Genomic DNA, 21,879 nt, shown 5'->3' on the forward strand with positions numbered 1-21,879 from the left:
ATGGGAACGAAGGCGAAAAACAAAACACAGTTGGCGTATGAGTATATATTGTCCCGCATTGAAAGCGGCGTCTATGGCCCGGGATACCGCGTCGTCATCGATCAAATCGCCCGCGAGCTCGGGTTAAGCAGCATTCCGGTGCGCGAGGCGATCCGCCAGCTCGAGGCGGAAGGGCTTGTCGAGTTCAAGCCGTATGCAGGTGCTGTGGTCAGCACCATTAACGAAAACGAATATGTGGAGACGTTGTCCGTGCTGGCGGTTTTGGAAGGCTATGCGACCGCGCTTGGCTCCGCCAATTTGACGAAGGAGGCGATCAACGAGCTTGAGCGGTTGAACGAACGGATGGAGCGGGCGCTTGAAGAGCTGGAGCTGGAACGGTTCAGCGAGCTGAACTATGAATTTCATTCTTTGATTTACGCCCATTGCGGCAACGCCTACCTTGAAGAGCAAATCAAGCAAATTTGGCAGCGGATGAAACGCATCCGTGTGTACGGATTCACATTTGTTCCGCAGCGGGCGAAAGCATCGATCGAAGAGCATCGAGAGATCATCCGCCTGCTACGGGAACAGGCGCCGGCGCATGAAATCGAGCAATACGTCCGCCAGCATAAACTAAACACCGCGGAGGCGTTCAAGCGGCGGCGCTGACCACGATTCTGACCCAATGGATGGTTTTCGGCAGACACTCGAGAGAGGTGATGCTGTTCTCCTATAGGGAGGTAAAGAAGGTGTCCCCATTCTTTTGGGGCACCTTCCAGAAGGATTTTGAAAGCGTTATCAATAAGAAAGGGGGAAATCAACATGAAAAGGAGAATGTCTCTTTTCATGACAGCCTTGTTGTTCCTTTTCCTTGTCGCTTGCGGGAAGACAACGACATCTGGAAATGGAGGGGACGAAATCAAAATCGGCGCCATTTTCTCGGCCTCAGGTGGAGCGGCGCCGCTCGGCAAGCCGGAGATGGAGACGGTCAAAATGCTTGTTGAGCAATGGAACGAGCAAGGCGGCATAGATGGAAAGAAAATCAAGCTGATCGCCTATGATGACAAGTCCGACCAAAACGAGGCCGTATTATCCGCGAAAAAACTCATCGAGCAAGACAACGTGACGGCCATCATCGGCGGCACGACCAGCGGGAACTCCTTAGCCATGATCCCACAAATCGAAAAGGCAGGCATTCCGTACATTTCCCTCGCAGCAAGCAAACAAATCGTCAATCCAAGCGATGGATCCTCACGTCATTGGACATTTAAAACCGCTCAAGGGGACAATATCGTCATCCAGAAGCTGCTTGGTTTTTTAAAAGAGAAAGGCTGGCTGAACGTCGCCTGGCTGAACGTCGCCAATGCATACGGAACGAGCGGGCATGAAGAGTTTGTGCATTATGCCCCGGAATATGGGGTGAAAGCTGTCATCGAAGAGGAGTTTGAGGCGACGGTCGATGACGCGAAAGCGATGTTGACAAAGGTGAAAAAAGCGAATCCGCAAGCCATTATCGTATGGGGAACGGCGCAGGAATCGGCGGTCGTCACGAAAAACATCCGCCAGTTGGGCATTGCGGCGCCGATTGTGGAAAGCCACGGCATCGGCACGAAAAGCTTTATCGACTTGGCCGGTGAGGCGGCCAACGACGTATGGTTCCCCGCCGGGCGCATTTTAGTGGCAGACCAGCTTCCGGACAGCGATCCGCAAAAAGAAACGCTGCTAAAATACAAACAAGATTTTGAAAAAGCGTACGGCTATGGGCCGACCACCTTTGGCGGACATGCGTGGGATGCGTTTCACTTGTTGGCCAACGCGATCAAAGAGGGAGGCACTGAGAAAGAGAAAATACGGTCGGCTCTGGAGAATACAAGAAAATTTATCGGCATTTCAGGCGTCTTCCATATGTCAAAAGACGACCATACAGGGCTTGACGCCGACAGTTTAGTGATGGTGCAAATTCAGGATGGAAAGTTTGTGCTCGCGGAGCAGTAAACAGGGAATGAGGTCGCTAATTCCCTTTTGTTCCACCTAACCGTTGAAGGAGGGACGGGGCATGGAAGCGTGGAGCCAGTTTGTGCAGCTGTTGTTTTCTGGGCTCACGGTCGGCAGCATTTACGCGTTGGTGGCGCTCGGATTTGTCATTACGTACAGCGTGACCGGCATTTTAAATTTGGCTCAAGGCGATTTCGCCATGTTAGGGGCGCTGTTTTGCGTTACGCTCGTCAACAACGGCGTGCCGTTTGTGCTCGCGATTGGGCTCAGCATTGTGGCGGTGATGGCAATCGGCGCGCTGTTTGAGCGGCTGGCGATTCAACCGGCGCGTCGATCGCCTGTCGCGGTGCTCATTATCATTACGATCGGGGCGTCGTTTGTATTCCGCGGGATTGCCCTGCTCGTTTGGGGGACGAATCCGTACGCGCTGCGCCCTTTTACGGGCCATGGGGCGCTTGAGGTGTTTGGAGCGGTCATCCAATGGCAAAGCGTCTGGGCGATCATCATTTCGCTCGCGAGTTTTGCCGCCTTGCATTTGTTCTTTCACCGAACGTACATCGGCAAGGCGGTGGCCGCCTGCGTCATCAACCCGTTTGCCGCTCGGTTGATGGGGATTGACATCCGCAAAATGTCGCTTGGCGCGATTGCCGCCAGCGCTGGTCTGGGGGCGCTCGCGGGAATCGTCATCGCCCCGATTTCCGGCGCTTCTTATGATATGGGGATGATGATTGGGCTGAAGGCGTTTATTGCCGCTGTTGTCGGGGGATTGACGAACGCCCCGGCTGCGATTGCCGGCGCGTTTCTCGTCGGGCTGCTTGAATCATTTGCGGAAGGATACTTGTCCTCGGGATACAAAGAAGCGATCAGCTTTGGGCTGTTGCTGCTTGTGCTGTTTTTCATGCCGAACGGGCTGTTTGCCAAGATGACAGGAAAGCGGGTATAAGGGGGACGGATGGATGGAGCACGGTCAACGAATGGCGGGTGGACGAAAACGATGGCTTTGGCTTGCCGGCGCAGCCGTTTGGCTCGGTCTCCCTTGGCTCGTTTTCGGCAATAACTACGTGCTAAGCACCCTTGTTCTCATCGGGCTGTATGCGCTCGTAGGCACAGGGATGACGCTGTTGATGGGGTATGCGGGCCAAATTTCGCTCGGCCAGGCGGCGTTTTACGGCATGGGGGCTTACACGTCCGCCTATTTGACGGCGCACGCAGGATGGCCGGCTTGGTTGGCGTTGGTTGCCGGTGCCGCATTGGCCGCTTTGGTGGCGCTCGTCGTCGGCATACCGGTTTTCCGGCTGCGTGAACATTATTTGGCGTTGGCGACGTTAGGCTTTGGCGTCATTATGTTTACATTCTTTAAAGAATGGAAAGGGATCACAGGAGGGCTGAATGGCTTTTTTGGCATCCCGCCGATCCGTATCGCCGGGATTCCGCTGCAAAGCGATTTCCAGTTTTACTACCTCGTTTCGTCGTTTGTTCTGGCCGGGGGATGGTTTGCCCGCAATGTTGTCCGCTCCCGGGTCGGAAGGGCGCTGCGGGCGATTCATGGAAGCGAAGTGGCGGCAAGCTCGCTTGGGGTGAACATTACGAAATACAAGCTGCAAATTTTTATGCTCAGCGCTGTTTACGCTTCGGTTGCGGGGAGCTTATACGCCCATTACGTTACGTTTATCAATCCGGACTTATTCGGCATCATTCCTTCGATTTACTTTTTAATCATGGTGATCATTGGCGGGACAGCCAGTGTATGGGGAGGACTCGTCGGCGCTGCCGTATATGTCTGCTTAGGAGAATGGCTCAAAGCGGTTGTTCCGTTGTTGTTGCCGAATGCCGGTGGAGAGTTTGAAATTGTCTTTTTTGGCTTGTTGCTCGTCATCATGTTGATTTACATGCCGAACGGGTTGACAGGTGTCGCGCCCAAAGGATTGAGGCGGTTTTGGAAAACAAGTTGGCGTCAATCCGAGCGGGCGACGGCCGTCGACAGCCATAAGGCCCGTTCGATCGGAGGGGAGCAGGGATGAGCGCCATGTTGCTCGAAGTGGAGCAATTGTCCAAGTCATTTGGCGGCATTCAGGCGGTGCAGAACGTGTCTTTTTACGTAAAAAAAGAAGACATCGTCGCGGTGATCGGGCCGAACGGGGCAGGCAAAACGACCTTGTTCAATATGATCAGCGGCATTGTTCCGCCGACAAGTGGTCTCGTTCGTTTTCAAGGAGCCATAGTCAGCGGCAAACAACCGCACGAACTGGCGATGTTGGGAATGACAAGGACGTTTCAAAACTTGCAGCTGTTTTCCGATATGACGGTGTTGGAAAACGTGATGGTCGGACTTCATTCACGGTTGAAGAGCGGAATCCTGAGCGCCGGCTTTCGGCTGCCGCGTACGGTGAAAGAAGAAAAGCAAGCGCAGGAACAGGCGTTTTTCTGTCTCGAGCAGGTCGGCTTGGCCCATCTCGCCTGGGAGCGAGCAGGCACGCTGCCATATGGGATGCAGCGGCTTGTGGAAATCGCCCGCGCGGCTGTATCCCGTCCTTCGCTCATTTTGCTTGACGAGCCGATGGCCGGCTTGAACCCGCAAGAATCGAAGCAGCTCGTTGATGTGTTGCTGATGATGAGGGAACAAGGCTTTAGTTTTTTGTTCGTGGAACATGATATGGAAACGGTGATGGCGATCGCCGACCGGATCGTCGTCCTCGATTACGGCAAAAAAATCGCCGAAGGAGCGCCGGAAGAGATTGCGCGGCACCCTGATGTCATCAAGGCGTATTTGGGAGAGGAGGCGGTTTGATGCTGACGCTTCGCAACGTTCATGTCTACCACGGTCATTTGCACGTATTGAAAGGAATCGATTTGCACGTCGGCCAAGGAGAAATCGTGGCGATTGTCGGCGCCAACGGGGCGGGCAAAAGCACGCTGCTCGGCACGATTGCCGGCGTCTACGCTCCAACCGAAGGGGAGATTCTTTTTGAACAGAAACCGCTTCCCTATGGAAAGGCGGAGAAAATCGTTGACCAGGGCATTTGCCTTGTGCCGGAGAGGCGGCAAATTTTTGACAGCTTGTCCGTGAGGGATAACTTGCTGCTGGGGGCGTACCGCCGCCACCGCCGCGACGGACAGGAAGTGAAGCGGGACTATGAGCGGGTGCTTGAACTGTTCCCGAAACTGCAAACGATGCTCGACCGTCCGGGAGGACTATTAAGCGGCGGCGAGCAGCAAATGCTGGCGATCGCCCGCGGGCTGATGGCAAGACCGAAGTTGCTTTTGCTTGACGAACCGTCGTTAGGGCTGGCTCCGCTTGTGGTCAAGGAAGTGATGGGGATGCTGACGCAGCTCTGCGATCAATTTCAGACGTCCATGATTCTTGTCGAGCAAAACGTGCGGGCCGCGCTGCAGACCGCGGATGAGGCGTATGTGTTGGAACGGGGAAACATCGTGATGCACGGAAAGGCCGCCGAGCTGCTTGCCGATGAGCGGGTGGCCGAAGCGTACCTTGGAGCGGCAGGCCGCCGATGACAGCTGTATATCGTCGTTGTTTCTTTCCTTTGTTTCTGCTATGATGGGGGTAGATTTGCCCGCATCCTGGCATGAATAGGAGCAAAATGCCGGACGAAGCGGCCGGACTGTGGAAACATCAAGAAGGAAAAGCCGCCTACACGCCAGCGGAAGGCGCAGGGTGGCTGATCATGAAAAGGGAAGGATGGGAGAACGGATGGATGATCGTACCTTTCGCAATGCGATGGGGAAATTTGCAACCGGCGTGACGGTCGTGACGACCGACTTTCAAGGGGAAGTGAAAGGGATGACGGCGAATGCGTTTATGTCCGTTTCACTTGACCCGAAGCTGGTCGTCGTCTCGATTGGTCATAAAGCACGAATGCATGACATTGTCAAGCAAACAGGAAAATTTGCCGTCAACATTTTGCGCCGCGATCAGGAAGACCTGTCGCGCTTGTTTGCCGGCCAGTTGAAAGAAGAGCGCTCCGTTTCGTTTGAGTGGGTGAACGGCCATCCGATTTTGCCGGAGGCGTTGGCGAATATTTTATGCAACGTCCACAGCTCGCACGTGGCTGGCGATCATACGCTTTACTTTGGAGAAGTGACCGATATTTTGATGAAAGACGAACCGGGCGATCCGCTCTTGTTTTTTGAAGGGAAGTACCGGAGCATTGGACAGTAGGCGTCCTTGGATGGGCGGGAAAGCCGGCGCGTTCGGGGCAAGGATGGCGAAAAGACGGTTCGGCCCGCTGTTTCTATGACTATCAGAAAAGAGGGTGTCCCAAAAGGATCGGGACACCCTCTTTCGTCGCTATATATACGTACTGACTGCTTCTGTCGCACTATATGTTGTGCCTATCTTAAAGGCAGACGATCTTTTGGGTCAGCCCCTTTGTTGTTATTTTTTCAATACATCGTGATCGACGTACCGCTCGCCGTTCAACTCGCTGATGACGTTGATGGCGACTTTTGCCCCGTCGCCCGCTGTGATGATCGTATGGACGCTGACGCCAGCCACCGTCCCTGCCGCCCAAATGCCGTCGATGTTCGTTTTGCCGTTGGCGTCGACGTCAATCACCGTTTTAATGCGCGGCTCCGTGCCCGGTTTGATGCGCAGGCCGATTTTTTCCGCGAGGTCGGTGGCGACGCCAGTGGCGAAAATGACGTGTTTCGCCTCATAGGAGCCGTTGTCCGTTTCGAGGCGGAAGCCGTCGTCTGTTTTTTGCACGTCCGTCACTTGCGTTTCCACCAATTCGGCACCGAATTTGGCTGCTTGCCGTTTTCCCGTTTCGACCAAGTCCGGTCCGCTGATTTCCGGAACACCGTAATGGTTTTCCACCCAAGCGCGCTTTGTCATGCCTTTGTCGTTGTCAAACAACACCGTTTTCTTTCCGGCTTTGGCGGCGAAGATCGCGGCGCTCGCTCCCGCCGGTCCAGCGCCGATAATGGCGATATCGTACATGGCTGCCTCCTCCTTTGTTTGAATATTGGGACTATCCTTACTGTAGCATAGATGGAAATGAAGTCCAAACGATCTGCTTATATTTTATACTAATTATTATTTTATATTGAATTTAAATTATCTATGGGCTATAATCAAAGCAACGCGATGGAAAAGGGGAGAAGAGCGATTGAACAAGACGATCATTTGCCAACAATGCGGCCAGCCGTTGCGGCGGCTGAAACACTCACTGCTTTGCCAATGCGGGACGAAAATTGTGGTTCAAAAATCATATCGCTAAAAACGATTTCCTGTTTCTGTCGTATTCAACCGGCGAATGGCGCCGGTTTTTTTCTGTCCTCATTTGGGATGGCAGCGAATATATAAAAGTAAAACCGCATTTTTCACAAGGGTTGGTGCCGCTGATGCACGACAAACGAGATTTGGGCGCCCGCTTGGCCGCTTTTTACCGAGGGATGGCGGAGTGGGTGGGACAAAAGCAGAAGTATTTTCCTCTTCCATCCAATGAAGAGAGCCGGGATCAGTTGCTTGCCTACTTATACATGAGGGAGCATATGCCGTCGGATTTGCTTGAAGCGCTCGAAGAAAGCGGATGGCGGTTCGAGGGGCAAGAGGCTCATCTCATCGACGCGATCGAACAAGTTTTGGCATATTTGCGCACGCCGGTTGATGGCGGATGGGAGCTTCGAAAGATGACAAGAAAGGAAGCAAACCAGTTGCTTCATAAACGGGCGGAGGAAGTGTTTGGAAGCCCGAGTTCTGTTCGGCCGACACGCATCATGGTGACGATGGACGAGGCATGGGTGGATGAGCCGGGGCTGATCGAGCGGCTGCTTCTTTATGGCATGGACATTGCCCGCATCAACTGCGCGTACGGTTCACCGGAAACGTGGGAGGCGCTCGTGGCCATCATTCGTCAAGCCGAGAAGCAGTTGGAGCAACAGCTGCAGGGGAGGCGATGCCGCATTTACATGGATCTGCCGGGGCCCAAAATCCGTGTCGACCGCTTGGCGGTCAACACGGGGCCGATGAAGCTCTCTGTGAAGAAAAATCTATATGGAGAGCCAATGGAGCCGCTCTTCGGCATCATTTCCTTCTCTTCTTCCCCGCCGCCGTCTCCGCTTCCGCGCGATGTTTCATTCTGGTGGCAGTTGACGGCTGAGGACGGAGCGACTGTTGAAGAAGGGGATGAACTGCTGTTTACCGATGTGCGCGGAAAAAAACGAAAATTGCGGGTCACTGAACAAATCGCCCCGTCTTGTTTTAAAGTTTTTCTTTCGCGGACGGCCTATGTGCAAAAAGGGATGAAACTGCGGTGTGGGTCGGCTTCTTTCACCCTTTCTTCTGTGTTGTTCATTCCAATGAAAGCGTTTGTCACTGTCGGTACACCGCTGTATATTTATTTCGATGACGCTGCGTTTGCACAGGCGCAGAATGGTTGCGGTGTGAAAATGACGACGACGTTGGCGAAAGCGTGGCGCAATGTGCGGGCGGGAGACCGCCTTTATTTGAACGACGGCCAAATTGCAGCACGGGTCGTGAAAGTGCACGAGCGGCATGTAGAGGCCAAAGTCGTTGCCGATGGCGGAAAGCGAAAAGCGATTAAGCAAGGAACGGGCATTCATCTTCCCGATTCGTTTCTCCATTTGACAGTTCCGCCGCTCACCGACCGCGACCTTGAATGGATTCCGTTCGTCGCGAGATGGGCGGATATCGTCGGCCTGTCGTTTGTTCAGGCCCCTCATGACCTGCGAAAGCTTTATCATTTGCTTGCTGAACAAGGAGCTGGCTCTCTCCCGGTGATTGCGAAAATTGAAACGCGGACGGCGCTTCATAACTTCGTTCGCATTTTGCTTGAGGGATTGAAGTTTCCGGCATTTGGCGTGATGGTTGCGCGCGGTGATTTGGCCCTGGAGATCGGATTTGAACATCTTGCTGCCGCACAGGATGACATTTTAGCGCTATGCCGGGCGGCCCACATCCCGGTCATTTGGGCGACGCAAGTGCTTGAACAAATGGCGAAAAAGGGAATTCCGTCGCGTGCGGAAATCTCGGATGTCTCACTTGGAAGGCAGGCGCAGTGCATCATGTTGAACAAAGGAAGGCATATTGCAGAGGCGGTGCGCTTATTGGCGTTTTTGTTGGAAAAACAAGAAGGGCAGAGCGGATCGTCAGTGGTGCCGAAAATGGACGGTGAACGGATGGATCCGTTCCGCTTGTGGGAGGATGAAGGATGAGCGTTGGCCGCTGCTTCCGCCGTCTGTTTGAGAAATGAGCCACGCCAAAAAAGGAGTCCTGCTGTGTTAGGGGGCTCCATATTTTTTGTCTAAATGTAAACCTATATAAAAATAAAGTTGACAAATAAAACCACATCGGGCACAATAGAAACAAATATTTGGAGAGAAGGGATGGGGGGATCAGAATGGGAAGCGCCATTTTCATGACGGGAACAGGAACGGAAATCGGCAAGACGGTGGTGACGTCCATTGTGGCGTTGGCGTTGGAGCGGCTTGGCATGAGTGTAAGCGTGTTTAAACCGGTTCAGACTGGACTGGCCGAAGATGGGGTGTCGTTTGCTGAACAATATTGGTACGAACGAGTGGCGAAGCTTTCCGCATCAGAAGGCATGTACTATATGGAGCCGGCGATGTCGCCGCATTTGGCGGCGAAGCTGACCGGCACATCCATCGAACCAGAGAGGGTGGCCGAGCGGTTGGAATGGTTGAAGCAGCGCTATGATGTGGTGCTCGTCGAAGGAGCGGGAGGGTTGGCTGTTCCGTGGTGCGAGCACGACGGACGATGGTATATGACGAGCGATTTTGTCCGCGACTATGAGCTGCCGGCGATTCTCGTGTCGCTCTCAAGTCTTGGCGCGATTCACCACGCGGTGACGACGGCGGCGTATGCGAACGCACAAGGCATTCGTTTGCTTGGCCTGATGTTCAATCAGTTTCAAGAGCAAGAGATCATCCACCAAAACAATGTCGAAACGATCGCCGCCTTGCTGCAGCTCCCGGTGCTGGCGGTCGTGCCGCTCCTTCCGGCAGTCTCAAGGCGGGAACTGGAAACCCTAGCTCAGCGTTGGCTCGAACAAGGAAAGGCGAAACAATTGCTGGAGGTGTTGGGCGTTGGCGTATAGCTACGAACAATTGGAACAGTGGGACAAGCAGTACGTCTGGCATCCATTTACGCAAATGAAGCAGTATGCGAAAGAACGTCCGCTGATCATTGAACGCGGGCAAGGAAGCTATTTGTACGATGTCGACGGCAATCGGTATCTGGACGGTTATGCGTCGCTATGGGTCAATGTCCACGGGCATAACGATCCGGAGCTGAATGCGGCGCTTCGCGAGCAATTGGAGAAAATTGCCCATTCGACATTGCTTGGTTCGGCGAATGTGCCGTCGATTTTGTTGGCCAAACGGCTGCTTGAATATTGGCCGCACATGTCAAAAGTGTTTTATTCCGATACCGGAGCGGCGGCGGTGGAAATCGCGCTCAAGATCGCCTATCAGTATTGGAAAAACATCGATCCGGTCCAATATGCGAAGAAGAACAAGTTTGTCTCGTTGAAGGAAGCGTACCACGGCGATACGGTCGGGGCGGTGAGTGTTGGCGGCATGGAAACGTTCCACCGCATTTTTGCGCCGCTTTTGTTCGAGCGGATCGAAGTGCCGTCGCCGTACGTGTACCGTATGGACGAATACGGAAGCGAGCAGGAGATCGTCGGCTATTGTTTGCGCGAGCTTGAACGGGTGCTTGAGGAGCAGCACGATCAAATCGCCGCAGTGGTCATCGAGCCGCTTGTGCAAGGAGCGGCAGGGATCATCGTCCATCCACGCGGGTTTTTAAAAGGAGTCGAAACGCTTTGCCGCCGGTACGGGGTGCTCTTCATTTGCGACGAGGTCGCCGTCGGCTTTGGCCGCACTGGCACGATGTTCGCCTGCGAGCAGGAAGAGGTGAAGCCGGATCTCGTCTGCCTTGGGAAAGGGATCACCGGAGGGTATTTGCCGCTCGCGGCCACACTGGTCACGGAAGAGATTTATGCAGCATTTCTCGGCGATGTGGACGAAGACAAGACGTTTTACCACGGCCATACGTACACGGGGAATCAGCTCACTTGTTCCGTTGCGCTGAAAAATATTGAGCTCATCGAAAAACGCGGCCTGATTGACAGTGTTCAACGGAAGGCGCGCCGACTGGTCGAATGGCTTGAGCGGTTGTATGAAATTCCAATTGTCGGCGACATCCGGCAAAAAGGATTGATGTGCGGCATTGAAATCGTGAAAGACCGAAGAACAAAAGAAGTGTTTCCGCGCGCGGCGATGGTGGAGCACCGGATCATCCTTGAGGCGCGCCGGAGAGGACTTGTCATCCGTCCGCTCGGCCCGGTGTTGACGTTCATTCCAGTTCTTTCGATGAGCGAAGACGAAATGGCTGAGGCGGTTCGTATTTTGTTCGATTCGATTGTCTGCTTGTATGATCAGGTGCGCGCGGAGCATCTATAAGCGGGGGCGGCGGACAGCCGCCTGTTTTTGGTTTTGTGCAGATGGGAAAGCGGGGAAAAAGATTTTTTTGAATGCAAAGACCTTGAAGAAAGAAGCTTCCTTGGCATTCGCCCATCAATATTGAGGAGAAATCGCTCTTTTTCACCAGCCTTCTAGGTACTGGCCTAAGCAGAGGGCGTTTTTCCTGCATACAGTGGGACTAAAGCAAGCGGAAGGGGGGAAGCAATATGAGCCATCTCCAAGTAGCGGATGAACGCATTTGGCGGCCATGGGGCTGGTGGTTTTGGCGGCCGCGCCCGTTTTTCTTCGGCGCTCCGTTTTTCGGCGCTCCATTTTTCGGCGGCTTTTTAGGCGGTTTGCTCGGCAGCGCATTGGTCCCGCCGTTTTTCTATCCGTGGTGGTATGGCCCGATTTGGTGGTGAGAAACTGGCAAGGGGTGGGCGGACGGCCCACCCTCTTTTTGGATTTGCGCATATGAATAGAGTAAAGCCATTCTATATCAAAAACGAAAGGGGAAGAAACGATGCCGTTTCCAGGATTGTTGTTTGGCGCCCCGTTTGTCGGCGGCTTCTTGGGGGGGCTGCTCGGCGGCGCGTTGGCTCCGCGTCCGTTTTACCCGTACCCGCCTTATCCGCCGTATCCTCCGTATCCAGGCTGGTGGTATTAATCAACGATTCATGAAAGAATAAGCATCCCTTTGGAACAGGAAGGGATGCTTATTCAATGATTCCAGTGTCGCGGATGCGAACGTCTGCCGTAATGCGAAACGGCAGATGGCGGTAGCGACGATAAAAGTCGCGGTAGCTGAAATGACGGTACTGGCTTTTGGCCCAATCGCCGAGGCCGATGGGATCGATGTTCCGTTCCTGAAAGCGGCGGAGGAGCTCGCTCGCTTTTGTTTTGATTTCCTTTTCAAACTGTTGTTGGACAGCCTGTTGGGCCGACGGGGTAAACGGTCCTTGTTTATGTTCCCTTATCACCCCTTCAAGGGAAAGGTGAATGTGCAGATGCGGGTGCGTTTTCGGTCCGGAAAAGGAAATGGACCGCTTGGTTGAAATGTTTTTAACAGACGCGTAATTGCCTTTTTGCAGTCGAACCGTATGAGTCCCTTCTGTATAGGAGTCGGTCAGGATTTTAAAGAAGAACATGTCGTTTCGCTCAATATAATCGACGACCCGGTCGCCGCGAAATAAGGCGATTCCCTCGACTTGCACATCTTGGCCGACCCGTCGGAGATACGGCAAAAAGGGGTCTTGGCCATCGGCATAGTACATTTTCAAAAACAGATGCAAATTCGTTTTAGGCACGTCCCGCTGTTCAATATTATGTTTGAGCAGATTGGAAAGATAAATGCCGTTTCCTTGCCGGCCGTAATGCCCTTTTAATAACTCTTCGGCCGTTCCGTCGACAACCGCTAAACAAAGCCTGGTTCCGATGCTGGAATCGCGATGGAAGTTATCGACAAATGGGAAAATGCCCTGTTCCGCCAACCGCTTTCCATACAACGCCACTTCAATGCTTCCGTTGACAAGCGGTTCGGACGTTTTGTGCTGCAGCTCTTCGAGAATATCCTTTGTGCTGACGGAAACGGCAGTTAATGTTTTATTGGCGGTCTCCTCCCTCTTATAGATGGGAATGAGCACGGTGCCCTTGACTTTATTTTTATTCACATAATCAAACCCTACAGCGCTTTCAATGCTGATGTCGTCTAAAATTTCCTTGCGCAGGCAGCCGGAGAGCAGCGATACGGCCACGAGAACAAAAAGAAACGTCTTTCCGTTCATAACTTCCCTCTCACTTTCGTCCGAATATACGTGAACGCCGCTAAACATGGCAGCCATACATAAAGAAAATAAAAGCCGATTCGGTTTAAGACCGAATTGATCATATTGACGCCGGTTCGGTCATGAACGGCAAGTGTCGCGAGAAAGCATCCGATGGCGAGGAGGAGCAAAGCCGTTTTTTGCCGAACCGGAAGCACCTTCTTGCATATGCGCGAAGAGCACCAGAGCCCTAAGCATACGTTCGGCAGAATGACAAACAGCCAATTGGCGATGCCAATATACTCAAATCGTTCAATGAAAGGCATCTCGACCATTTTCCACATCGTCAACGTCGCCCAAATTTGGCGCTGCAACTGTTTTTCGCTAAAATAGGCCAATGTCAAGACGGTAAGCAGTGTGTAAAACAAGGTGGTGGTCAATAAAGCGATGTGCGCCCATTTGGCCGATTGTTTTCCGTTTTTCAGGAAAGGGTAAAAGAGCAAAACTGTTTCATATCCGAGCATGGTTAAGGTCATTTCTTTCGCTGCTTTGACAATTCCGGAGAGCGGATGGTCCAAAATTGGGAGCAGCCGGTAAAAGTCGGTATAATCGAAGACAAACCAAAACGTAAACAGCAGATAACTAGGAATAATTAAGCAAAAAAAGCAAATGCCGACGACAATCCGAAAGCCGCCCAATGTGATGTACAAGCAAAGAAGCAAAAAGGCGAGCGAAAACTCCCATGTGCGCAAATCGGGAAACATCCATACTTGAATGACTTCGATATACGTACGGAGCACCACAAATGACATGGAGGCAAAGTAGGCGGCTATCGCCAAAGAAAGAACGTTGCCGAGCCAGCGGCCGAACAATTGCTGGTGCAAGCGGATGAAGTCGCCATCCGCTTGCTGCAAAAGCCAATACATTAAAGCTAGTACAAGGTGTCCTGCCGCGCCAGCCAACAGGACGGAAATCCACGCGTCATGACCGGCTGATTTGGAGATGATGCGTTGGAAGCCAAGGACACCGATGCCGATTTGCATGGACATAATGATAAAAAAGGCCATGAAGGCAGAAACTTGAGACCGTTCCGCGACAGAAGCCATCTTCGTCCTCCTGCAAAATGATCGTCTATTCATCAATATCTCGCTTTTCCTTTGCTTTTTTGCCGTCGAATCGAATCGGTTGCTGCGTTCTGAGTGAGCTTGGCCGCTTCGCTTGGCTTGTAAACGGAAGACGGATGAGCGCGTCCTTCCAATCCTTCCAACGCGGCGGATACAGCGGCACAAGAAATGGCCGTCCCAGTGAGGTTAACGAAAGCAGATGGGTCATCACAATGCAAAAACAAAACGCCACCCCGAGCAGCCCCCACACTTCGGCAAACAGCAAAAAGGGGAAACGCATCAAGCGAATCGTATTGCCCATTTTGTAGACAGGGGTAGTAAAGGAAGCCAACGCGGCAAGCGCCACCAAGATCAACAGGACATTGCTTGTCAACCCGGCCTCAACGGAAGCCGTTCCAATGACAATCCCGCCGACGATGCCGATTGTTTGCCCGACTTTCGTTGGCAGCCGCGCCCCGGCTTCACGCAAAAGCTCGATGGTCAACTCGAGAAACAACACTTCCAAAATGGGCGGAAACGGAATTTCCTTCCTCGAAGTAATGAGCGTCCCCAACAAATCTTTCGGTATGAGCTCATAATGGTAATTCAACGTCGCGACATAAATAGGTGTAATCAAAATGGAAAAGGCGACAGAAAAAAGACGAATGAGACGAAAAAAAGAAGCAATGGTCCAGTTTAGAAAATAGTCTTCAAAAGATGAAAAAAACTCGACGAGAGTGGTCGGACCGATGAGCGCATGCGGCGAACCGTCCACCAAAATCGCCACTTTTCCTTCCGCTAACACCGCGGCTACTCGGTCGGGCCGTTCCGTGTCAAGCAATTGTGGAAACAGGGAATGCCGGTTGTCAGAAATGATTTGGACGATATAAGAACTGTCAATGATCTCATCAAATTCAATCGCCTGAATGCGCTGCAAGACCGTTTGCACGTTCTCTCGACCCGCAATGCCATCGATATACACCACGGCCAATTTCGTTTGCGATAATGTTCCCACCCGAAACATGTTGACAGTCAAGTGATCCGAGGGAATGCGCTTGCGCAACAAATATAAATTCGTTTCCAATGATTCAATAAATGACTCTTTCGGACCGACGACGCTAAATTCTACTTCTGGAATGGTCAGCGTCCGCTCGAGCGTCTTTTGCGCTTTGACCAGCAATCCGGTTTCATCGGTTTCGTTCAGCCGAATGAGCAAATAGCCTTCGAGCAACTGCTGTTTCATGCCATTCGGGTCAGAGGAAAGATGCACTTCGTCCAATGGCAGGGCATCACATAGATCTTGCAAGGATGAAAAGGGATAATGGATCATATAAGGAAAAATATTCTTAACAGCCATTTCAAGATCGATCATCGGTTCCATGTAGGATACCCATATTCGTTGCCCAGTTGGCTGATTTCGGTACACTTTCGTTTGAAAATCAACGGAACGCCCCAATGTTTGCAGCATGCTCCATACCGATTCGGTTGGGGCCGCCATTTCCTTCTCCCCTTTCTGCGCCTGGTTTTTTTAACGTAATTTCCGACAGAAGTCTCCCACCTCAAAGAATGTGCAGGGCAAAGCCCAATGAGTAGGTGGGAGATGAATGTCGGTTGGCGATCGCCGACGGATGTGGTAATCTCTTGTTAGAACGGACGCCTTCGGAGCGAAGGAAAGCGTAAAGGGTTCTTGTGTGTGGCTTACCGTTCGGCGAACACGCACAAGTCGCTTGAAGCCTCCACCTCTAAGCGAAGCGTAGGTGGCGGGTAGTTCACCCGATTGAGAAAGAGGATGTCCGCCTGCCGTTCGGACATCCCCTCGTTTTGTTATTGCATCGCATTCCGTTGATAAGGAAGCTGATTCGTATACCCTTGGAACTGCTGGTACGTTTGCTGAAGCTTTTGCGGATCGGCGGCTTCAAGTTGATACCATCCTTTTTTGAACATCAAATGGTACAAGTCGCGCTGACAGTTTTGCGTTTCCGTGAAAATATTCATTATATCTTGATATAACGGTTGGTTGCTCGCTTCATGCAAAAAGACGCTGTACGACAACGTCATGTATTTTTCCGTCGTCAACATGTCGTTGAGAAAATCGCGCTCGTTCATTTGCGGTGTTTTCGGCACTTGCGTCTCCGGATTTTGCACTTGTTTCGTGTTCATCGGATGTTCCTCCTTTCACATCACCGGCGGCTGCGGCGGGTTTTGCAAATGGCGCAAAATCATTTCGTAATGGCGCTGATGCATCTGTCCAGCGCGCTCGATCGCCTGCACCACTTCAGGATCGCGGCATTGCGAGGCGAAAAAGTGCGCTTTTTTCGCCGCCAGCAAGTTCCATGACATCATGTCGGAAAAATACAGGGCGTCTTTTGTGGACACCATTTGCGGCGGCTCAGACATCACCGCCTGCGGGTTCATTTGAGGTTGCTGTTGCATGGCTGTTCGCTCCTTTCGTTGGTTGTTCGCTTGTAGATTGTCCAGCGAGTGGAAAGTTATACATAAATAAAAAATAAAACGCCAGGAAAAAACATATTCAATGAGGGCAGAAACATGGTACAATAAGAGATGATGAATGCGTTTCCATACAAGGAGGCTTGCAACAGTGGAACAGCTGATGCGCGACTTTTTTTTGTTCTTGTCCAAAAATAAAACGTTGACCCAGTTGGCGAAGCGATACGGCCTCCGCTTCGGCGCTTCAAGATTTGTCGCCGGTGAGACGATCGAGGAAGCGGTGCGCGTCATCCGCCAGCTGAACGAAAAAGGGTTGGCGGTCACGGTCGACTATTTGGGTGAGTTTGTCGACAATGAGCAGGAAGCGAATGAGATGGCGCGCCATTGCTTGGAAGCGATTGAGGCGATCAGCCGGGAAAAGCTGAATTCGCAGCTGTCGCTGAAAATGACATCGATGGGGCTGGATATTTCCGATGAACTGGTGATGCGCAACATGCGCCGCATTTTGGACGCGGCGAAAGAGCGCGGCGTGTTTGTGACGATTGACATGGAAGATTATTCGCGCTGCCAGAAGACGCTGGACATTTTTAAAACGTTGAAAAAAGAATACGACAACGTCGGTACGGTGCTGCAGGCGTATTTGTACCGGACGGAACAAGACATTGAAGATTTAAAGCCGTACCGCCCGAACTTGCGGCTTGTCAAAGGAGCCTACAAAGAACCGCCCGAAGTGGCGTTTCCGGATAAAAAAGATGTCGATGAGAATTTTAAGAAGATCATCAAAATGCATTTGTTAAACGGCAACTATACAGCTGTGGCGACGCATGACGACGCCATCATCGAATATACGAAGCAGCTCGTCAAAGAATACAACATTCCCAACAGCCAGTTTGAATTCCAAATGCTGTACGGCATCCGCCCGGAGCGCCAAGTGCAGCTGGCGCGCGAAGGATATACGATGCGCGTGTACGTTCCGTACGGAACGGACTGGTACGGCTACTTTATGCGCCGGCTTGCCGAACGGCCGGCCAACGTGGCGTTTGTCATCAAAGGCATGTTCCGCAAGTGACGCCCGCCCGGCAACGAGAGAACTGCGTCGAAAGCCCGGCCGATAGGCGGACAAGTCCGGCAAACAGGGGACAGGCGCCGTTGGGCGTCAGTCCCCTTGCATGTTGTGCTTTTTGTATTGCTGGTTTTGGCTTGTTCGCTTGCCGCCGCCGTCGGCTTCGACCGTCGGGCCGGCGTTTCCTTTGACGCTCGCGGCGCTGACACCGCGTTCAGACGGATTTTTTTTCAACCGGGCCATGATCTTCACCTCCTGTTTGTATTATGGGCCAAAATCGAGCAGTGAGTCGGGAAAAAATGTGCGCAAATATATTGCGAAAATTACCAACATACTATATATTTAGGTATAGAGAACGTTTTCAACGATATTTTTTTCGCCAGAAAATGAATGATCATTCATTCAATGGTGTGAGGGGGAACCGAAATGACAAAACGCATTCGGCGCGCCGCGGTGCTGGGGTCCGGCGTCATGGGATCCGGCATTGCCGCCCATTTGGCGAACGTCGGCATTCCAACGCTGCTGTTGGACATCGTGCCGCGGGAATTGACGAAAGAGGAAGAAGCAAAAGGTTGGACGCTCGAGCATAAACAAGTGCGCAACCGCCTTGCCAACCAGGCGCTCGAGCGGCTGCTCAAGCAAAAACCGGCGCCGCTCATGTCCAAAGACAACATCGCTTTGATTGAAACGGGCAACTTCGAGGATGACTTCCACCGGCTCGCGGAAGTCGATTGGATCATTGAAGCGGTCGTGGAAAAGCTGGAAGTGAAAAAAGAAGTCTTCGCCCGTGTGGACGAGGTGCGGACGCCGGGGACGATCGTCAGCTCGAACACCTCCGGCATCTCGATCGCCGCGATGGCCGAAGGGCGGTCGGAAGACTTCCAAAAACACTTTTTAGGCACGCATTTCTTCAATCCGCCGCGCTATTTGAAGCTGCTGGAGATCATCCCGACGGAGCATACCGATCCGGATGTGGTCGCCTATATGAAATCGTTCGGCGAAGACGTGCTCGGCAAAGGCGTCGTGCTGGCGAAAGATACGCCGAACTTCATCGCCAACCGGATCGGCACGTATGGCTTGCTCGTCACCGTCCGCGAGATGATGCAAGGGGGCTACAGCGTCGGCGAGGTCGATTCGGTGACGGGGCCGCTCATCGGCCGGCCGAAAAGCGCGACGTTCCGCACGCTTGACGTCGTCGGGCTCGATACGTTTGTGCATGTCGCCAACAACGTATATGAAAACGTCGAAGGGGAAGAAAAAGAGGCGTTCCGCGTGCCGGAGTTTATGAAAACGATGCTTGACAACGGCTGGCTCGGCAGCAAATCCGGACAGGGCTTTTTCCTCAAGCAAGGAAAAGACATTCTCGAGCTGAACTACATCACGATGCAGTACGAGCCGCGCAAAAAGCTGGTCACCCCGGCGGTGGAGATGGCGAAGCAGGCGAAAGGAACGGCCGCCAAGCTGCAAGCGCTCGTCTATGCCGACGGCGACCGCGCCGGCACGCTCCTTTGGAACATCATGGCGCCAACATTGCTATATGCCGCCCACCTTGTCGGGGAGATCGCCGACGACATCGTGGCGATCGACCGGGCGATGAAGTGGGGGTTCGGCTGGGAGCAAGGTCCGTTTGAGCTATGGGATGCGATCGGCCTCGAGAAATCGGTGCGCAAAATGCAGGCGGAAGGGCGCGACATCCCGGCGTGGATTACGGACATGCTCGCCGACGGAGCGACATCGTTCTATCAAACGAAAAACGGCCAGCTGTTCTATTATGCGACCGGCGGATATAAAACAGTAGAAGAAAGCGAAAAAGTCATCCACATCCGCCGGCTGAAAGAAACGCGCGGGGTTATCAAGAAAAACGCCGGCGCAAGCCTCATCGACCTCGGCGATGACGTGGCGCTTTTGGAGTTCCATTCGCCGAACAACGCGATCGGCGCGGACATCGTTTTCATGATCAACGAGGCGCTTGAGGAAGTGAACCGCAATTACAAAGGATTGGTCATCGGCAACCAAGGGAAAAACTTCTGCGTCGGCGCGAACTTGGCGATGATGCTCATGGAAGCGCAAGACGAAAACTTTTTTGAATTGGAACTTGCCGTTCGCCAGTTCCAGCAAGCGCTTCTTCGCATGAAATACAATCCGAAACCGGTCGTCGTCGCGCCGTTTGCCATGACGCTCGGCGGCGGGGCGGAAGTGAGCTTGGCGGCTTCGCGCATCCAAGCGGCGGCGGAGACGTACATCGGGCTCGTCGAAGTCGGCGTCGGCTTGATTCCGGGCGGCGGCGGCAACAAGGAGCTGTACATCAAACGGTTGAACAGCCTGCCGCGCGGCGTGGACGTCGACTACGTCAAAATCGCGGCCGGCGTATTTGAAACGATCGCCATGGCGAAAGTGTCGACATCGGCGGCGGAAGCGCGCGAGCTCGGCTTCTTGAATCACCGCGACGGCATTACGATGAACGGCGACCATCTCCTGCATGAAGCGAAACAGGCCGTGCTCTCGCTGTATGAGGAAGGATACCAGCCGCCTGTAAGGAAGAAAGTGCCGGTGGCCGGCGAAAGCGGCTATGCGGCCATGCTGCTGGGCGCGCAGTCGATGTTCCATTCCGGCTACATCAGCGAGCACGATTTGAAAATCGCGAAAAAGTTGGCGTACGTCCTAGCGGGCGGCAAAGTGCCGTACGGGACGGAAGTCGACGAGCAATATTTGCTCGATTTGGAGCGCGAGGCGTTTTTGAGCCTCATCGGCGAACCAAAGACGCAAGCGCGCATGCAGCATATGCTTGTGAAAGGAAAACCGCTCCGCAACTAACGCGGGGAAGATCAAGGGGGGATCGGCGTGAGAGAAGCGGTCATTGTCGCAGGCGCACGCACACCGGTCGGCAAAGCGAAAAAAGGAACGCTCGCCCATGTGCGGCCGGACGATTTAGGGGCGCTCGTCGTCAAAGAGACGTTGAAACGGGCAGGAAATTATGAAGGAAACATTGATGACCTCATTATCGGCTGCGCCATGCCGGAGGCGGAGCAAGGGCTGAACATCGCCCGCAACATCGGCGCGCTCGCCGGGCTGCCGTATACGGTGCCGGCGATCACGATCAACCGGTATTGCTCGTCCGGCTTGCAGGCGATCGCCTACGCGGCGGAACGGGTCATGCTCGGCCATTCCGACACGGTCATCGCCGGCGGGGTCGAATCGATGAGCATGGTGCCGATGATGGGCCATGTCGTCCGTCCCAATGCCCGCCTGGCGGAAGAAGCGCCGGAATATTACATGTCGATGGGGCACACGGCTGAGCAAGTGGCGAAAAAATACGGCGTGAGCCGTGAGGATCAAGACGCGTTCGCGGTGCGCAGCCATCAGCGCGCCGCCAAGGCGATTGCGGAAGGCAAGTTCAACGAGGAAATCGTGCCGGTGGAAGTGGTGGTGCGCAAAGTCGAAAACAACAAACTCGTTGAAGAAACCATCGTCTTTGCGCAAGATGAGGGCGTGCGTCCGGACACGAACATGGAGACGCTCGCGAAACTGCGCCCGGCGTTTGCGGTCAACGGCACGGTCACGGCCGGCAACGCGTCGCAAATGAGCGACGGGGCGGCGGCGGTCATGGTGATGGACCGCGAAAAAGCGGAGTCGCTCGGCTTGAAGCCGCTCGGCAAGTTCCGGTCCTTTGCGGTCGCCGGCGTGCCGCCGGAAGTGATGGGCATCGGCCCGGTCGCCGCGGTGCCGAAAGCGTTGAAGCTCGCCGGCTTGGAACTGTCCGACATCGGCTTGATCGAGCTGAACGAAGCGTTCGCCTCGCAATCGATTCAAGTCATCCGCGAACTTGGGTTGGATGAGGACATCGTCAACGTCAACGGCGGGGCGATTGCGCTCGGCCACCCGCTCGGCTGCACGGGCGCGAAGCTGACGTTGTCTTTGCTTTACGAAATGCGGCGCCGCAACGTGCAGTTCGGCATCGTCACGATGTGCATCGGCGGCGGCATGGGCGCAGCCGGCGTGTTTGAACTGCTGTAGCGGCAGCCGAAAGCGAGCGGGCTCCATCAGCTCGCGCGAGGCATGCATC

General features: G+C 53.5%; 22 protein-coding genes. 15 read left to right on the top strand and 7 right to left on the bottom strand.

Going from position 1 to position 21,879, the window contains the following annotated elements; translation table 11 throughout:
- The 7 genes from ETC05_RS10600 to ETC05_RS10630 all read left to right on the top strand — a co-directional run bounded on the left by ETC05_RS10600 (position 1) and on the right by ETC05_RS10630 (position 6,151).
- Complete coding sequence (locus ETC05_RS10600; protein ID WP_031407222.1) at positions 1 to 648, top strand: GntR family transcriptional regulator; 648 nt, start codon at positions 1 to 3, stop codon at positions 646 to 648.
- A gap of 153 nt (positions 649 to 801) precedes the next feature.
- The gene (locus ETC05_RS10605; protein WP_031407224.1) at positions 802 to 1,974 is read left to right on the top strand and encodes an ABC transporter substrate-binding protein; all 1,173 of its coding nucleotides are present in this window, start codon (positions 802 to 804) and stop codon (positions 1,972 to 1,974) included.
- Between the two features lie 61 nt (positions 1,975 to 2,035).
- Positions 2,036 to 2,917, top strand: a complete 882-nt coding sequence (locus ETC05_RS10610; RefSeq protein WP_031407226.1) for a branched-chain amino acid ABC transporter permease — start codon at positions 2,036 to 2,038, stop codon at positions 2,915 to 2,917.
- A gap of 13 nt (positions 2,918 to 2,930) precedes the next feature.
- On the top strand, positions 2,931 to 3,995 hold the full coding sequence (locus ETC05_RS10615) for a branched-chain amino acid ABC transporter permease (protein ID WP_171660969.1): 1,065 nt from the start codon (positions 2,931 to 2,933) through the stop codon (positions 3,993 to 3,995).
- Complete coding sequence (locus tag ETC05_RS10620; protein WP_171660970.1) at positions 3,992 to 4,762, top strand: ABC transporter ATP-binding protein; 771 nt, start codon at positions 3,992 to 3,994, stop codon at positions 4,760 to 4,762. Before ETC05_RS10615 ends, ETC05_RS10620 begins: the two co-directional genes overlap by 4 nt.
- A complete protein-coding gene (locus ETC05_RS10625) occupies positions 4,762 to 5,487 on the top strand; it encodes an ABC transporter ATP-binding protein (RefSeq protein WP_171660971.1) in 726 nt (241 codons plus the stop codon). The genes ETC05_RS10620 and ETC05_RS10625 overlap by 1 nt, the downstream gene beginning before the upstream one ends.
- A gap of 196 nt (positions 5,488 to 5,683) precedes the next feature.
- On the top strand, positions 5,684 to 6,151 hold the full coding sequence (locus ETC05_RS10630) for a flavin reductase family protein (protein ID WP_031407232.1): 468 nt from the start codon (positions 5,684 to 5,686) through the stop codon (positions 6,149 to 6,151).
- A 216-nt stretch (positions 6,152 to 6,367) separates the two neighbouring features.
- Here the strand turns inward: ETC05_RS10630 and ETC05_RS10635 are convergent, their stop codons facing one another.
- The gene (locus ETC05_RS10635; protein ID WP_031407234.1) at positions 6,368 to 6,931 is read right to left on the bottom strand and encodes an FAD-dependent oxidoreductase; all 564 of its coding nucleotides are present in this window, start codon (positions 6,929 to 6,931) and stop codon (positions 6,368 to 6,370) included.
- A gap of 404 nt (positions 6,932 to 7,335) precedes the next feature.
- Between ETC05_RS10635 and ETC05_RS10640 the strand changes: the two genes are divergently transcribed.
- From ETC05_RS10640 to ETC05_RS10660, 5 genes are all read left to right on the top strand, one after another.
- Positions 7,336 to 9,168 carry a pyruvate kinase gene (locus tag ETC05_RS10640; RefSeq protein ID WP_237746885.1) on the top strand — a complete coding sequence of 611 codons (1,833 nt, stop codon included), beginning with the start codon at positions 7,336 to 7,338 and terminating at the stop codon, positions 9,166 to 9,168.
- Between the two features lie 185 nt (positions 9,169 to 9,353).
- Entirely contained in the window at positions 9,354 to 10,070 is a 717-nt protein-coding gene (bioD, locus tag ETC05_RS10645; RefSeq protein ID WP_031407237.1) for a dethiobiotin synthase, read from the top strand.
- Positions 10,060 to 11,439 carry an adenosylmethionine--8-amino-7-oxononanoate transaminase gene (gene bioA / locus ETC05_RS10650; protein WP_171660972.1) on the top strand — a complete coding sequence of 460 codons (1,380 nt, stop codon included), beginning with the start codon at positions 10,060 to 10,062 and terminating at the stop codon, positions 11,437 to 11,439. The genes bioD and bioA overlap by 11 nt, the downstream gene beginning before the upstream one ends.
- 227 nt (positions 11,440 to 11,666) lie before the next feature.
- Positions 11,667 to 11,861 (top strand): hypothetical protein, encoded by a 195-nt coding sequence (locus ETC05_RS10655; protein WP_011232484.1) that lies wholly within the window; start codon positions 11,667 to 11,669, stop codon positions 11,859 to 11,861.
- A 101-nt stretch (positions 11,862 to 11,962) separates the two neighbouring features.
- Positions 11,963 to 12,106, top strand: coding sequence for a hypothetical protein (locus tag ETC05_RS10660; protein WP_167332995.1), 144 nt, complete (start codon positions 11,963 to 11,965; stop codon positions 12,104 to 12,106).
- Between the two features lie 49 nt (positions 12,107 to 12,155).
- Here the strand turns inward: ETC05_RS10660 and ETC05_RS10665 are convergent, their stop codons facing one another.
- The 5 genes from ETC05_RS10665 to ETC05_RS10685 form a co-directional block, all read right to left on the bottom strand.
- Positions 12,156 to 13,223, bottom strand: a complete 1,068-nt coding sequence (locus tag ETC05_RS10665) for a Ger(x)C family spore germination protein (RefSeq protein ID WP_171660973.1) — start codon at positions 13,221 to 13,223, stop codon at positions 12,156 to 12,158.
- Entirely contained in the window at positions 13,220 to 14,308 is a 1,089-nt protein-coding gene (locus ETC05_RS10670; protein ID WP_031407244.1) for a GerAB/ArcD/ProY family transporter, read from the bottom strand. The genes ETC05_RS10665 and ETC05_RS10670 overlap by 4 nt, the downstream gene beginning before the upstream one ends.
- 25 nt (positions 14,309 to 14,333) lie before the next feature.
- Positions 14,334 to 15,803, bottom strand: coding sequence for a spore germination protein (locus tag ETC05_RS10675; protein WP_171660974.1), 1,470 nt, complete (start codon positions 15,801 to 15,803; stop codon positions 14,334 to 14,336).
- 326 nt (positions 15,804 to 16,129) lie between these two features.
- Positions 16,130 to 16,465, bottom strand: a complete 336-nt coding sequence (locus ETC05_RS10680; RefSeq protein WP_031407248.1) for a spore coat protein — start codon at positions 16,463 to 16,465, stop codon at positions 16,130 to 16,132.
- 15 nt (positions 16,466 to 16,480) lie between these two features.
- Positions 16,481 to 16,738, bottom strand: coding sequence for a hypothetical protein (locus tag ETC05_RS10685; RefSeq protein WP_031407250.1), 258 nt, complete (start codon positions 16,736 to 16,738; stop codon positions 16,481 to 16,483).
- 166 nt (positions 16,739 to 16,904) lie between these two features.
- Here ETC05_RS10685 and ETC05_RS10690 point away from each other — a divergent pair, with 166 nt between their 5' ends.
- Positions 16,905 to 17,822 (top strand): proline dehydrogenase family protein, encoded by a 918-nt coding sequence (locus tag ETC05_RS10690; protein ID WP_031407253.1) that lies wholly within the window; start codon positions 16,905 to 16,907, stop codon positions 17,820 to 17,822.
- Positions 17,823 to 17,909: 87 nt separating this feature from the next.
- On the opposite strand, the gene ETC05_RS10695 is transcribed toward ETC05_RS10690, so the two are convergent.
- Complete coding sequence (locus tag ETC05_RS10695; protein ID WP_011232479.1) at positions 17,910 to 18,059, bottom strand: YuzL family protein; 150 nt, start codon at positions 18,057 to 18,059, stop codon at positions 17,910 to 17,912.
- Positions 18,060 to 18,242: 183 nt separating this feature from the next.
- On the opposite strand from ETC05_RS10695, the gene ETC05_RS10700 reads away from it, so the two are divergent.
- Positions 18,243 to 20,630 carry a 3-hydroxyacyl-CoA dehydrogenase/enoyl-CoA hydratase family protein gene (locus ETC05_RS10700; RefSeq protein ID WP_031407255.1) on the top strand — a complete coding sequence of 796 codons (2,388 nt, stop codon included), beginning with the start codon at positions 18,243 to 18,245 and terminating at the stop codon, positions 20,628 to 20,630.
- A 27-nt stretch (positions 20,631 to 20,657) separates the two neighbouring features.
- Positions 20,658 to 21,830 carry an acetyl-CoA C-acetyltransferase gene (locus tag ETC05_RS10705; protein WP_031407257.1) on the top strand — a complete coding sequence of 391 codons (1,173 nt, stop codon included), beginning with the start codon at positions 20,658 to 20,660 and terminating at the stop codon, positions 21,828 to 21,830.
- The last annotated feature ends 49 nt before the right edge of the window (positions 21,831 to 21,879 follow it).

It is taken from the genome of Geobacillus sp. BMUD, from assembly GCF_013096845.1.
Taxonomy (GTDB): Bacteria; Bacillota; Bacilli; order Bacillales; family Anoxybacillaceae; genus Geobacillus; species Geobacillus vulcani.